This is a genomic window from Streptomyces venezuelae (genome assembly GCF_008642355.1).
GTDB lineage: Bacteria > Actinomycetota > Actinomycetes > Streptomycetales > Streptomycetaceae > Streptomyces > Streptomyces venezuelae_B.
In genome coordinates this window covers 6,342,090-6,355,296 of record NZ_CP029193.1, presented here as the reverse complement: position 1 = coordinate 6,355,296, position 13,207 = coordinate 6,342,090, and the positions used below count along the sequence as shown (strand labels likewise).

General features: G+C 72.8%; 13 protein-coding genes and 1 riboswitch. Of the genes, 4 read left to right on the top strand and 9 right to left on the bottom strand.

Annotated features, from left to right (window positions below):
* Positions 1-11 precede the first annotated feature (11 nt).
* Positions 12-150, top strand: a riboswitch (cobalamin riboswitch).
* Positions 151-183: 33 nt separating this feature from the next.
* The gene (gene cobN, locus DEJ47_RS29245) at positions 184-3,813 is read left to right on the top strand and encodes a cobaltochelatase subunit CobN (RefSeq protein WP_150173224.1); all 3,630 of its coding nucleotides are present in this window, start codon (positions 184-186) and stop codon (positions 3,811-3,813) included.
* A 45-nt stretch (positions 3,814-3,858) separates the two neighbouring features.
* Here the strand turns inward: cobN and DEJ47_RS29240 are convergent, their stop codons facing one another.
* Positions 3,859-5,115: an amidohydrolase gene (locus DEJ47_RS29240; protein WP_150173222.1), complete on the bottom strand. Its 1,257-nt coding sequence runs from the start codon at positions 5,113-5,115 to the stop codon at positions 3,859-3,861.
* 104 nt (positions 5,116-5,219) lie between these two features.
* Here DEJ47_RS29240 and DEJ47_RS29235 point away from each other — a divergent pair, with 104 nt between their 5' ends.
* Positions 5,220-5,876 carry a histidine phosphatase family protein gene (locus DEJ47_RS29235; RefSeq protein ID WP_150173219.1) on the top strand — a complete coding sequence of 219 codons (657 nt, stop codon included), beginning with the start codon at positions 5,220-5,222 and terminating at the stop codon, positions 5,874-5,876.
* A 1-nt stretch (position 5,877) separates the two neighbouring features.
* On the opposite strand, the gene DEJ47_RS29230 is transcribed toward DEJ47_RS29235, so the two are convergent.
* Positions 5,878-6,075 carry a hypothetical protein gene (locus DEJ47_RS29230; protein ID WP_150173217.1) on the bottom strand — a complete coding sequence of 66 codons (198 nt, stop codon included), beginning with the start codon at positions 6,073-6,075 and terminating at the stop codon, positions 5,878-5,880.
* A 192-nt stretch (positions 6,076-6,267) separates the two neighbouring features.
* Here DEJ47_RS29230 and DEJ47_RS29225 point away from each other — a divergent pair, with 192 nt between their 5' ends.
* On the top strand, positions 6,268-6,471 hold the full coding sequence (locus DEJ47_RS29225) for a hypothetical protein (protein ID WP_150173215.1): 204 nt from the start codon (positions 6,268-6,270) through the stop codon (positions 6,469-6,471).
* A gap of 92 nt (positions 6,472-6,563) precedes the next feature.
* Here DEJ47_RS29225 and DEJ47_RS29220 read toward each other — a convergent pair whose 3' ends face one another.
* The 5 genes from DEJ47_RS29220 to DEJ47_RS29200 form a co-directional block, all read right to left on the bottom strand.
* Entirely contained in the window at positions 6,564-6,761 is a 198-nt protein-coding gene (locus DEJ47_RS29220; RefSeq protein WP_150173213.1) for a hypothetical protein, read from the bottom strand.
* A gap of 145 nt (positions 6,762-6,906) precedes the next feature.
* Positions 6,907-8,085 (bottom strand): spore photoproduct lyase family protein, encoded by a 1,179-nt coding sequence (locus DEJ47_RS29215; protein WP_150173211.1) that lies wholly within the window; start codon positions 8,083-8,085, stop codon positions 6,907-6,909.
* A 35-nt stretch (positions 8,086-8,120) separates the two neighbouring features.
* On the bottom strand, positions 8,121-8,474 hold the full coding sequence (locus DEJ47_RS29210; RefSeq protein ID WP_150173209.1) for a DUF3140 domain-containing protein: 354 nt from the start codon (positions 8,472-8,474) through the stop codon (positions 8,121-8,123).
* Complete coding sequence (locus tag DEJ47_RS29205; protein WP_150173207.1) at positions 8,471-8,698, bottom strand: DUF2945 domain-containing protein; 228 nt, start codon at positions 8,696-8,698, stop codon at positions 8,471-8,473. The genes DEJ47_RS29210 and DEJ47_RS29205 overlap by 4 nt, the downstream gene beginning before the upstream one ends.
* 109 nt (positions 8,699-8,807) lie before the next feature.
* Positions 8,808-9,812, bottom strand: a complete 1,005-nt coding sequence (locus DEJ47_RS29200) for a LacI family DNA-binding transcriptional regulator (RefSeq protein WP_150173205.1) — start codon at positions 9,810-9,812, stop codon at positions 8,808-8,810.
* Positions 9,813-10,018: 206 nt separating this feature from the next.
* Here DEJ47_RS29200 and DEJ47_RS29195 point away from each other — a divergent pair, with 206 nt between their 5' ends.
* Positions 10,019-10,963 carry a carbon-nitrogen hydrolase gene (locus DEJ47_RS29195; RefSeq protein WP_150173203.1) on the top strand — a complete coding sequence of 315 codons (945 nt, stop codon included), beginning with the start codon at positions 10,019-10,021 and terminating at the stop codon, positions 10,961-10,963.
* A 135-nt stretch (positions 10,964-11,098) separates the two neighbouring features.
* Here the strand turns inward: DEJ47_RS29195 and tsaD are convergent, their stop codons facing one another.
* Positions 11,099-12,187 carry a tRNA (adenosine(37)-N6)-threonylcarbamoyltransferase complex transferase subunit TsaD gene (gene tsaD / locus DEJ47_RS29190; RefSeq protein ID WP_150173201.1) on the bottom strand — a complete coding sequence of 363 codons (1,089 nt, stop codon included), beginning with the start codon at positions 12,185-12,187 and terminating at the stop codon, positions 11,099-11,101.
* A 61-nt stretch (positions 12,188-12,248) separates the two neighbouring features.
* Entirely contained in the window at positions 12,249-13,166 is a 918-nt protein-coding gene (locus DEJ47_RS29185; RefSeq protein WP_223828539.1) for an alpha/beta fold hydrolase, read from the bottom strand.
* Positions 13,167-13,207 lie beyond the last annotated feature (41 nt).

Below are 13,207 nucleotides of genomic sequence, written 5' to 3'. Positions count from 1 at the left end.
GGACCGCCAGGTCCGTCGACGCCAGCGACGGCGTGGGTCCAACAGGACCCGAGGGAGGAAGCCCGGTGCGAATCCGGCGCGGTCCCGCCACTGTGAGCCCCACCCGCGTGGGGCGAGCCAGGAACTCCTGCCGTCCATACGACCACCCGGGGCGCGGACACCCCGAGGAAGGCCTGCGCCCGCATGCTTCTGCTGTTGTCGACCTCCGACACCGACCTGCTCAGCGCCCGCGCGGCGGGAGGCCCGGTCGACTACCGGTTCGCCAACCCGTCCCGCCTCGACCTCGCGGAGCTGCCCGCCCTGCTCGACGGCGTCGACCTCGTCGTCGTACGTCTCCTCGGCGGCGTCCGCGCCTGGCAGGACGGCCTCGACCAGCTCATCGCCACCGGCCTCCCCGTGGTCGTGCTCACCGGCGAACAGGCACCCGACGCCCAGCTCATGGCCTCCTCGACCGTGCCCGTCGGCATCGCCGCCGAGGCGCACGCGTACCTCGCGCACGGCGGCCCCGCGAACCTGGACCAGCTGGCCCGCTTCCTCTCCGACACCGTGCTGCTCACCGGCCACGGCTTCGAGCCGCCCGCGGCCGCCCCGTCATGGGGCCCGCTGGAGCGCACCGCCCGCACCGGCGTCGACGGCCCGACGGTCGCCGTGCTCTACTACCGCGCCCACCACATGAGCGGCAACACCGCGTTCGTGGACGCGCTGTGCGGGGCGATCGAGGACGCGGGCGCCCGCGCGCTGCCGCTGTACGTGGCCTCGCTGCGCGCCCCGGAGCCCGAGCTGATCGACGAGCTGCGCGCCGCCGACACCATCGTGACCACCGTCCTCGCGGCGGGCGGCACCAAGCCCGCCGAGGCCTCCGCGGGCGGCGACGACGAGTCGTGGGACGCGGGCGCGCTGACCGGCCTCGACGTGCCGATCCTCCAGGCGCTGTGCCTGACCGGGTCGCGCTCCGCCTGGGAGGAGAACGACGAGGGCGTCTCGCCGCTGGACGCCGCGAGCCAGATCGCGGTGCCGGAGTTCGACGGCCGCCTCATCACCGTCCCCTTCTCCTTCAAGGAGATCGACGAGGACGGCCTTCCGGCATACGTCGCCGACGCCGAGCGCGCGGCCCGCGTCGCCGGGATCGCCGTACGCCACGCACGCCTCAGGCACATCCCGGCCGCCGACAAGCGCCTCGCCCTGGTGCTCTCCGCGTACCCGACGAAGCACTCCCGCATCGGCAACGCGGTCGGCCTCGACACCCCGGCGTCCGCCGTGCGGCTGCTGCGCAGGCTGCGCGCCGAGGGGTACGACTTCGGCCCCGAGGCCGACATCCCCGGCCTGGTCTCCGGCGACGGCGACGAGCTGATCCGCGCGCTCATCGACGCGGGCGGCCACGACCAGGACTGGCTCACCGAGGAGCAGCTCGCCGCCAACCCGGTGCGCATCCCGGCCGCCGACTACAAGCGGTGGTACGCGACGCTGCCGCAGGAGCTGCGCGACTCGGTCGAGGAGCACTGGGGGCCGCCGCCCGGTGAGATGTTCCTCGACCGCTCCCGCGTGGGCGACGGCGGCGACCCGGAGGGCGACATCGTGCTCGCCGCGCTGCGCCGCGGGAACCTGCTCATTCTCATCCAGCCGCCCCGTGGCTTCGGCGAGAACCCCATCGCGATCTACCACGACCCGGATCTGCCGCCGTCACACCACTACTTGGCCGCGTACCGGTGGATCGCGGCGCCCGCGGCCGACAACGGCTTCGGCGCGGACGCGATGATCCACCTCGGCAAGCACGGCAACCTGGAGTGGCTGCCCGGCAAGAACGCGGGCCTCTCGGCGGCCTGCGGGCCCGACGCCGCGCTCGGGGACCTGCCGCTCATCTACCCCTTCCTGGTCAACGACCCGGGCGAGGGCACGCAGGCCAAGCGCCGCGTCCACGCCACGCTCATCGACCACCTGGTACCGCCGATGGCGCGCGCCGACTCCTACGGCGACATCGCGCGGCTGGAGCAGCTCCTCGACGAGTACGCGCAGATCAGCTCCATGGACCCGGCGAAGCTCCCGGCGATCCGCGCGCAGATCTGGACGCTCATCCAGGCCGCGAAGCTCGACCACGACCTGGGCCTGGAGCAGCGCCCGGACGACGACGGCTTCGACGACTTCCTGCTCCACGTCGACGGCTGGCTCTGCGAGATCAAGGACATGCAGATCCGTGACGGTCTGCACGTCCTCGGCAACCCGCCGGCCGGTGCCGACCGCGTCAACCTCGTCCTCGCGGTGCTGCGCGCCCGCCAGATCTGGGGCGGCACGACCGCGCTGCCGGGTCTGCGCGAGGCGCTGGGCCTGGATGAGTCGGCGGCCACGCGCGTGACGGCCGACGAGGCGGAGGCCACGGCCCGCGCGCTGGTCCAGGCGATGGACGACGCGGGCTGGGACCCGGCTGCCGCGGCCTCGGTGGCCGCGGACCACGGCGAACAGGTCGCCGCCATCCTGGAGTTCGCGGCCCGCGAGGTCGTGCCGCGCCTCGCGGCGACCACCGCCGAGCTCGACCACGCCGTGCACGCCCTGAACGGCGGCTTCGTCCCGGCGGGCCCGTCGGGCTCCCCGCTGCGCGGTCTGGTCAACGTCCTGCCGACCGGCCGCAACTTCTACTCGGTCGACCCGAAGGCCGTCCCCTCCCGCCTGGCGTGGGAGACGGGCCAGGCGCTGGCCGACTCTCTCCTGGAGCGGTACAAGCAGGACAACGACGGCGCGTACCCGACCTCCGTGGGCCTGTCCCTGTGGGGCACGAGCGCGATGCGCACCGCGGGCGACGACGTCGCCGAGGCGATGGCGCTGCTCGGCGTCCGCCCGGTCTGGGACGACGCGTCGCGCCGCGTCACCGGCCTGGAGGCCATCCCGTACGAGGAGCTCGGCCGCCCCCGCATCGACGTGACGCTGCGCATCTCGGGCTTCTTCCGCGACGCGTTCCCGCACACGATCGGCCTGCTCGACGACGCGGTGCGGCTCGCCGCCTCCCTGGACGAGCCCGCCGACCGCAACTACGTCCGCGCCCACGCCCAGGCCGACCTCGCCGAACACGGCGACGAGCGCCGGGCCACCACGCGCATCTTCGGGTCGCGCCCGGGTACGTACGGCGCGGGTCTGCTCCAGCTCATCGATTCCCGCGACTGGCGCACCGACGCGGACCTCGCCGAGGTCTACACGGTGTGGGGCGGTTACGCGTACGGCCGCGGCCTCGAAGGGCGCCCGGCCCGCGCCGAGATGGAGACCGCGTACAAGCGCATCGCGGTGGCCGCGAAGAACACGGACACCCGCGAGCACGACATCGCGGACTCCGACGACTACTTCCAGTACCACGGCGGCATGGTGGCGACCGTGCGCGCGCTGCGGGGCACGGCCCCGGAGGCGTACATCGGCGACTCGACCCGCCCCGAGACGGTCCGCACGCGCACGCTGGTCGAGGAGACCAGCCGCGTGTTCCGGGCCCGCGTGGTCAACCCGAAGTGGATCGAGGCGATGCGTCGCCACGGTTACAAGGGCGCCTTCGAACTCGCCGCCACCGTGGACTACTTGTTCGGGTACGACGCCACGACGGGCGTCGTCGCCGACTGGATGTACGACAAGCTCACCGAGACGTACGTCCTCGATCCGACGAACCGCCAGTTCCTGCGGGAGAACAACCCCTGGGCGCTGCACGGCATCGCGGAGCGCCTCCTGGAGGCGGAGTCGCGCGGCATGTGGGCGAAGCCCGACCCGGCGGTGCTCGAAGCGCTGCGGCAGGCGTACCTGGAGACCGAGGGCAACCTGGAGGACGGTGGTGACGAGGGCTGAGCCCCCGTCACCTCCAGCCCCCTGTCGGCCTGTTGCGGCCGGCCGTCACTGCGGCGGCCGGCCGCCCAGCCATGCCAGCGCGCCCACGGTCAGCGCGGTGACCCCGGTGGTGAGGGTCGGCTCGATCAGCGGCGCGAAGAACGGCGAGTGGTTGGACGGGATGTCCCGTTCGAAGGTCCCCGCCTTCTGTGCCGCCGCGACCTCCGCGGGGTCGGCGCCGCCGAACAGCCAGTAGCAGAGGGGCACTTCGCGGTCGGCGGAGGTCGCGAAGTACCCGACGTCCTCGCTGCCGGTGACCGGCCCGGGGTCGAAGACCCGGTCCTCCCCGATCACCGCGCCGACGGCCGCCATCGTCCTCGCCACGGCGTCGGCGTCGTTGTCGAGCACGGGGAACGTGTCGATCTCCGTGATCTCGGGCTCGCGCTCCGCGCCCGCCGTGACCGCCTCGCCCTTGACGATGCGCTCGACGGCTGCGAGGACCTTCGCACGGACCTCGGGCGTGTACGACCGGATGTTGATCTTCAGCTCGGCCTCGTCGGGAATGATGTTGTCCTTGGTGCCCGCCTGGAGCGAGCCGACGGTCACCACGGCCGTCTCGGCGCCCGAGATCTCCCGGGACACGACCGTCTGCAGCCGCATCACGGTCGCGGCGGCCATCACCACGGGATCGATCGACGACTCGGGCCGCGAACCGTGCGCCCCCTTGCCGAACATCCGCACGCGCAGGGAGTCGGTCGCCGCGAAGGCGGGACCGGGGTGCGCACCGATCATCCCGGCGGGCAGCGGCCCGACGTGCTGCCCGAGCACGACGTCCGGGACGCCGAACCGCGCGTAGAAACCGTCCCGGACCATCGCCTGCGCGCCCTTCGCGACCTCCTCCGCGGGCTGGAAGACGCCGACGATCCGGCCCGACCAGTCGGCGCGGGCGTCCGCGAGCAGCTTCAGCGCGCCCAGCAGGCAGGTGACGTGCATGTCGTGCCCGCACGCGTGCATCACCCCGTCATGCACGGACGCGTACGGCAGGCCGGTGCGCTCGGTCACGGGCAGCCCGTCGAAGTCGGCGCGCAGCAGGACGGTCGGCCCCGTGCCGTTCTCCAGGACGGCGACCACGCCGGTACGCCCGACGCCGGTCGTGACCTCGTAGCCGTACGACTCCGCACGGCGGGCGACCTCGGCGGCGGTGCGGTGCTCGGCGAAGGACAGTTCGGGGTGGGCGTGCAGGTCGCGGTAGAGGGCGGCGAGATCGTCCCTGATGGCGTCGAGGCCCAGCAGGGCGGAAGGCTTCCGTTCGGCGGCGGACATGTCACGCTCCTCTTCTGTGGTGTCCCGCCACCTTACGTACGGTTTCGTGGGGTCTGTTCGGGGCGGGTGGAACCGGCACGGAACGCGGAGGCGTCCCGGCCCTCATGATCACTCCCACCGCCGGTACGGCTGCCGCCGACGTGACGTCCGCCCGTTACCTCTACCTCACCCGGCACGGCGAGGCCACGCCCGACGAGAGCGGCCTCACGCCGGGAGGCCGCAGACAGGCCGCCCTGCTCGGCGAGCGGCTCCGCGACATCCCGTTCGCGGCGGTCCACCACGGCCCGCTCCCCCGGGCGGAACAGACCGCGACCCTGATATCCGACGCACTGGACGGCGACGTCCCGCTGATCCGCTCGGCCCCTGCCGGCGACTACCTCCCCTACATTCCGCACAAGGAGGAACTGCCCCCGGAGACGGCCGACGCGACCCTGGAGCGCCTGGCCCGATTCCCCGACGCGGAACGCGAGAACGGCCCCGCACTCGCCGCCGAGGCACTGTCCCGCTTCACCGGCCCCGTCCCCGGCGGCACCCCCCGCCACGAACTCCTCGTCACCCACAACTTCCTGACCGCCTGGCTGGTCCGCGCCGCACTCGAAGCTCCGCCGGCACACTGGCTCGGCCTGAACCACTGCAACGCGGCCTTGACGGTCATCCGTTACGCGCCGGGCCGCCCCGCAGCGCTGGTGCTCTACAACGACATGGGCCACCTGCCCGAAGATCTGCGCTGGACCGGCTTCCCGCCGGAGCTCCGCGCCTGATTCACCGTCCCAGTACGGGTGGCAGGCCGATGTTGTTGATCAGTGGCCCCTCGACCGAGACCCCTTCGTTGACGACGGTGTCGGCGACGGGGAGCGGCAGGGGCAGCGGCCCCGGATTCGCGGGTCCGGTGACCGCCGGGGCCGGTCCCATACCAGCGGCGAGGGCGACGAGAGCGAGAGCCAGGGCGTATCGGAACATACAGAAGCCTTACGGATTAAGGGGATTGGGTCATTCGGGCGATGGGCGGCGACAACCCGTTCGTATGATCGTCGGTGACGATCGGTGACTTCTTGAGTGTGCCCGGGTTACATCCGGTGAGCGGGCCGTGACCGACGGCCCGTACGCGCACGCTCCAAGGAGGCCGCAGTGAACGGCAATTGGGTGCAGAAAATGTCCCGCTGGACTCTGGTCGCCGCCGCGGCCGCCGCGCCGGCCGTCCTGTGCCCGGGCACGGCACACGCCGACGAGACGCACGAGAACTCGCACAACGCGCCCGTGGTCGCGCTGATCAACACCGGCCAGATCGACGACCCGATGGAGGACGTGCTGGAGCACACCCTCCTCTTCGGCGACGGATACCGCTGGGGCGGCTGAGCACCTGAAGCGCCGTGCGACGAGCAAGCGTTGAGCCGGAGGGGGCCGGGGGCGGCCCGTGCGGACCGCCCCGCCCCTCCCCCTTCAGACCGTCACGGAGCGAGGCACGCCGCGCCCGGCACCTCCGTGGGAACGCCGGGGCTCGCCGGGTCGATGAGACCCGTGACGTCACCGGTCGCCTGGGTCAGGCAGTCGACGGTTGCGAGGGGATCCGGCACGGCACTGGCGGGCACCGCGAGGACCCCCAGCAGCATGACGGCACCGAGGATGACGGCGGCGGAGCGGCGCATGTGAACTCTCTTTCCTGTGAGCTGAGTTGTCTCCGGCTCGACGTGCAACGCGAGCCGACCGGTGACTCCCCAGCCCTCCGTACCGATACGCCCCATATCACCCGTACGTGAAAGAAGTAACGATCCTCCTCGCCCCCGGGGATCGTCAGAAGGCATACCGGACGCGCAGCCACGGCGCGTGCTCCGCCAGGAGCTGGTGGAGGCGCGCGAGGGCCTGCCGCTTGATGTCCTGGGAGTAGCGGACGTTGAGGGCGCCGTTCTGCGACCGCTTGGTCTCCTGCGCGTCCGGCTGCCAGAGGAGCTCCTCGGCCTTGGGGTGCCAGCCCAGGTTGACCTCGTGGAGCCCCGCGTTGTGGGTGAGCATGATGATCTCCGCGGCCGCCTGCTCCTTCACGCGGGCGGGCAGGACGTCGTCGAGGTGGACGAGCAGCTCGGCCCAGTCCCGCTGCCATCCGGGGCGCAGCACGACGGGCGAGAGGTTGAAGTGGACCTCGTACCCCGCGTCGAGGAAGTCGGCGGCCGCGGCGATCCGGTCGGCGACCGGGCTGGTGCGGATGTCGAGGAGCCGCGCGTCGCCGGGAGGCATGACGGAGAACCGCACCCGCGTACGCCCCTGGGGGTCGAGCGCGAGCAGGTCGGGGTTGACGAACTTGGTCGCGAAGGACGCCTTGGCGGTCGGCATGGAGCGGAACGCGGCGACGAGGTCGGCCGTGTTGTCGCTGACCAGGGCGTCGACGGAACAGTCCCCGTTCTCGCCGATGTCGTAGACCCACGCCCGCGGGTCGCACTGGTTGGGCTCGGTCTTCGGCCCCTGGGCCCGCACGTGGCGCCGGACGTGCGCGACGATCGCCTCGATGTTGGTGAACAGCGTGATGGGGTTGGCGAAGCCCTTGCGGCGGGGGACGTAGCAGTAGGCGCAGGCCATCGCGCACCCGTTGGAGGGGCCGGGGGCGATCCAGTCGGCGGAGCGGCCGTTGGGGCGGGTCGCGAGCTTGTGCTTGACGCCGAGGACGAGCGTCTCGTTCTTGATCCGGACCCACCGGCCGATGTTGCCGTCGTTGCCGTGCAGGGAGGGGATGCGCCAGTGCCCGTCGACCTCGGTCACCCGCACGTCCGGCGAGAGCCGGCTCATGATCTGCTGACCGCGCGGGGAGTCGAGGGCGGCGGGCTCGGCGTAGACCTCGCGCACGTCGAGCATGCGGCTGGCTTCGGGGGTGTCGCGGAAGGGGGTGCGGCGAACCGGTGCGGGTGCGGCGCCCTCGGGGAGGGTCTCCGACCACCCGAAAAGGGCCTGCTGCTCGGGCTCTCCGGAACCGGCACTCATGGTTTTCCCTGCTCGCTCCGCACCTCTGCGACCGCCTACGCCACCGGGTCGTGCCCCCAGTTCATGAGGGAGTACCTCCACCGTGTCTCCGTGACGTCGCCGCTGGGCCGCTGCTTCAGATGGCGGTGCACGTACCCCACGACCTTACGCATGTGTGCGATGTCGCTGTCCGTGAGATCGGTCTTCTTCTTCTCCAGCAGCTCGATGATGCGGCGCCCGGACGCGTGCCCGACGCTCTCGCCGCCGCCGTCCGACTGCCCCACGCTCTTCGATTTGTCGGTGGCCAGCCAGTCCTTGAGCGCGCGAGGCGTCATGTTGACGGCGTCCTTGAACTCCTTGTAGGTGTCGTCACGCTGTTTCCGAAGGTCGCCACCGCCGTCGCCGCTCAAGAGCCGCCGCCCCTCTTGCGCAGGGCCCCTGGCTTGTGGACGGCGTTGCGGCCGGACTTGTCGCTGGTGACTTCGTACTGGGGCTCGTCCTTGGATGCGTCGACGCTCCGCCCCGCGGCCTCCGTACGCTCCGTGATCTTCTTCTTCACCTTGCCCGGCACGGTCTGCCCATGACTCTTCCAGGAGACCTGGTCACCCTTTTTGAGCTTCTTTTCCTGGGCCACGTCAACACGCTCCTCGGCGACTCGCTCGCTCGGCGCCGCCCCGCGTCGGGCGACGTACCCACTGTCCCGCCGTTCACGTAAGGGTGCATTCCGGGCGGCGCGGCTCGCGTCAGCCGGCCGGGCCGAGCGTGGAGGCGCGGGCCTCCAGGGCCCACCGGTGGGTGCGGACCGTCGCCGGGTCCGTGCGGCTCGCGAGGATGTCGCAGAGGAGTTCCGCGCAGGCGTGCCCGTACGCAGAGGGGCGCAGGTCGACGGCGGTGACGGGCGGGGCCGCACCGCGGACGGCGGCTCCGTCCACGCAGGCGGCCACGGAGAAATCACGGCCGACGGCACGGCCCCGGGCGGCGGCCGCGTGCAGCACGCCCGGCGCCGCCCCGTCCGGGGCGCAGATCACCGCGTCGATCTCCGGCGCCTGGGCGAGCAGCGCGAGCGTGGCCTCCTCCGCCTCGCGGGGTGTCGCGGCGAAGGAGACTGTGCGCACCTCCACCGGCACGTCGTGCGTACGCCCCCAGGCGCCGGCCGTGCTGTGCAGCGCCGCCGCCCACGCGGAGGTGTCGGCGGGCGCGAGGAGGGCGGGGCGGCGGGCGCCGCGGGCGTGCACGTGGTCAAGGAGCGCGGTCAGGGAGGCGGAGTTGTCGCAGATGACCGCGCCGGTGGGGGCGGGGGCCGACCCGAGGTAGCGCTCACCGGTGACCACGGGGATGCCCGCGCCGAGGAGCCCGGGCACGGCGGGGTCGCCTATCTCGGGGTCGATGACGAGGAGACCGTCGACGCGTGAGGCGAGCGGTTCGTGCGTGCCGGTGGCGGGCGCGAGCAGGACGACGTCGAACCCTTCCTCCTGGGCGCGGGCGACGGCCCCGAAGGCGAGGTTCATGTAGTAGTCGAGGCGCGTCGCCGTCTGGGGCAGGTGCAGCCCGATGGCGCCGGTGCTGGCGCGGCGGAGCCTGCGCGCGGCGCTGTTCGGCCGGTAGCCGAGGCGAGCGGCGACTTCCCTGACGTGCTCGCGGGTCGCCTCGGCGACGCGGCCCGCGCCCTGCAGGGCGTCGGAGGCGGTGCTCTTGGAGACCCCGGCGGCGCGGGCGACGTCGAGGAGGGTGACGGTACGGGCATTCACGTGGCCGAAGTGTAGACGTACGCGATCAACAGGGAGCGACTCTTGCCGGAACGTTCCGGCTCGGTCTACATTCAGCCGTGCCGGAACGTTCCGGCAGCCCGCTCGCGGCGTCCGTCCGTGGCGGGCGCCGGCCGCGTGCGGCTGCGACATCACCCCGCTCCGCGCGCCCCTGCCCCCGACCCGCACTCCCCCCCCTGGAAGTCGTCATGCGTCTGATCACCGCGTACAACCCGCCCGCGTCCCCCACCAGGACCCGGCCCGCCGAACGGTCCCCCCTCCGCGTGGCCGCCGTGCAGCAGCGCTGGCACCGCGACCCCGACGAGCACCGCGCCGCCCTGCGCGAGGGCATCCGTCTCGCCGCGGCGGAGGGCGCGCGGGTGGTGTGCCTCCAGGAGCTGACGCTTTCGCCGTACTTCGCGGTCGTACGCAAGGCCGACCACCCGGCACCGGCCGCGCCCGAGGAGCTGCTCACCGGCCCGACGTTCACGTTCGCCGCGGAGGCGGCACGCGAGTACGGGGTGTACGTGCACGCCTCGCTCTACGAGCGGGCCCCCGCGCCGGGCGGCGACGACGACGGGCTCGGCTACAACACGGCGATCCTCGTCGCCCCGGACGGCAGCCTCGCCCAGCGCACCCGCAAGACGCACATCCCGGTCTCGGAGGGCTACTACGAGGACCACTGGTTCCGTCAGGGCCCGGCCGGCGACGACGCGTTCCCGCTGGTACGGGTCGACGACGCGAACCTCGGCCTGCCGACCTGCTGGGACCAGTGGTTCCCCGAGCTCGCCCGCGCCTACTCCCTCGCCGGAGCCGACGTCCTCGTCTACCCGACCGCCATCGGCTCCGAGCCCGGCCACCCCGGCTTCGACACGCAGCCGATCTGGCAGAAGGTCATCACCGGCAACGCGATCGCCAACGCGACCTTCATGGTGGTGCCGAACCGCATCGGCTCGGAGAACGGCCTCACGTTCTACGGGAGCTCATTCATCGTCGACCCCTACGGCCGGGTCCTCGCGCAGGCCCCGCGCGACGAGCCCGCCGTCCTGGTCGCCGACCTCGACCTCGACGCGCGCCGCGACTGGCTGGAACTCTTCCCGTTCCTGGCGACGCGCCGCCCGGACGCGTACGGGCCGCTGACGTCCACGAGCTGAACGCCCCGCCGTGCTTCGGGGGTGCGCACCCCTCGTGCAGGGGCGCACCCCCGAAGGCCTTCGCGCGGACGCTTCAGACGCGTTTCACGTACGACGGCAGACGGTTCCCGGAGACAGCACCCACGCCGACGCCCGTCAGGCGGCGCGGCGCGGTGAGCCCGGCAGCGGGGTGAGCGAGGCGTATTCGAGCGGTGCCGACGGGTCGATCGACACGTTCAGCGGCGCGGGCTCGGCGCCGGAGCGGAGCAGCAGATCGCCGACGGCGGCGATCATCGCGCCGTTGTCGGTGCACAACGTCATGGGCGGCACGCGCAGCTCGACCCCGGCGGCCGCGCACCGCTCCTCGGCGAGCCCGCGGACCCGGGAGTTCGCCGCCACGCCACCGACGACGACCAGCGTCTGCACGTCGTACGCACGGCAGGCCGCCAGCGCCTTGCGGGTCAGTACGTCGGCGACGGCCTCCTGCAGCGCGGCGGCCCCGTCGGCCACGGAGAGCTGCTCGCCCCGCAGGCGGTGTCGCTCGACCCAGCGGGCCGCGGCGGTCTTGAGGCCGGAGAAGGAGAAGGCGTACGGGTCGTCGCCGGGCCGGGTCAGCGGCCGCGGGAACGTGACGGCCCGCGGATCCCCGTCCCGTGCCGCGCGGTCGATCGCGGGCCCGCCCGGGTAGGGCAGACCGAGGATCCGGGCGACCTTGTCGAAGCACTCCCCCGCCGCGTCGTCGAGCGTGTCCCCGAGGTGCAGGATCGGTTCGCGCACGAGGTCCCGGACCAGGAGCAGCGAGGTGTGTCCGCCCGAGACGATGAGCACGACGCACGGTTCGGGCAGCGGGCCGTGCTCCAGGGTGTCGGCGGCGACGTGCCCGGCCAGGTGGTGCACTCCGTACAGCGGGACCCCTGCCGAGTAGGCCAGGGTCCTGGCGCCCGCGAGTCCCACCTGCAGGGCGCCGGAGAGGCCGGGTCCGGTGGTGACGGCGACCGCGTCGATCTGCGCCAGGCGCAGTCCTGCCTGGTCGAGGGCCCGCCGCACGACGGGACGGAAGGCGTGCAGGTGCGCGCGGGCGGCGATCTCGGGCACGACGCCGCCGTACCGCGCGTGCTCGTCCATGCTCGACGCGACCACGTGCGCGAGCAGCTCTCCGTCCCGGACGATCCCCGCACCGGTCTCGTCGCACGACGACTCGATGCCCAGCACCACTGATTTGCCCACGGCACGCCCTTTCTGCATGGCTTACGCACTTGCAATATATGTGCAACAGGACGGCCGGGTCAGATCAGACAGAACGACCTCAGGCGAGAGGCGCGTCCCGCACGAAGCGCCGCAGACAAGCCCGCACGGCATCGGGCCGCTCCAGCCACGGTTCGTGACCGGCGCCCTCGACCCGGGTCAGCCGGAGCCCGAGGGAGCGGGCGAGGTCTTCGAGCGCCGACAAGGGCCGCGGGTCGTCGCACCCGCCCAGCAGTTCCGCCCGCGCGGGCAGCCGCTCGCGCAGCTCGTCCACATGCCCGTCGAGGGGGTCCGCACGCCCCGCCGCGCCCAGCTCACGGTTCATCCTCCAGTTGACGGGCCGCCGACGACGGGCATCACGCGCAGCCCACTGCCGACCGCGCCCGGCATCGGAGTGGTCGGTGAACCAGGCGAGGGTGAGCAGCTCGACCTCCTGCTCCTCGCTGCGGCGCGGCAACTCCTCCAGTACGCGGAGCCGCTCCCGCTGCGCGTCGGTCATACGGCGCTCCCGCTCGGCCCGGTACCCGGTGCGCCAGTCCCCGAGGAACGGTCCGCACATCAGCAGCACCGCGGCCACCCGGTCCGGGTGCGCGAGACAGAACCGGGCGGCGAGCTCGGCGCCGTAGGAGTGCCCGACGAGCACGGCCCGCGGCGCGTCCCACGCGTCGAGGAGCTCGGCGAGATCACCGACGTGCCGGGCGAGCGCATGGCGCCCCCGCCACACCGACCGCCCGGCCCCGCGCTGGTCGTACCGGTACACGGGCGCGAGGTCCGCGACCATCCCGGCGACGTCGCCGAGGTAGTCGGGGAGCCCGGGGCCGCCGTGGAGCAACACGACGGGCGGCCTCCGCCCACCGTTCTCGCCCGCACCGTTCCCACCCGCGCCGTCCGGCAGCGCCGCGGTCCTGGTCCAGTGCACCTGGGCCCCGTCACCGAGTGACGTGAGACCCACCCGCGAGGACAGGCGCAGGACACCCACAGAACACCTCCAGGACATCCCCGGAACACCCGTGAGGAAGA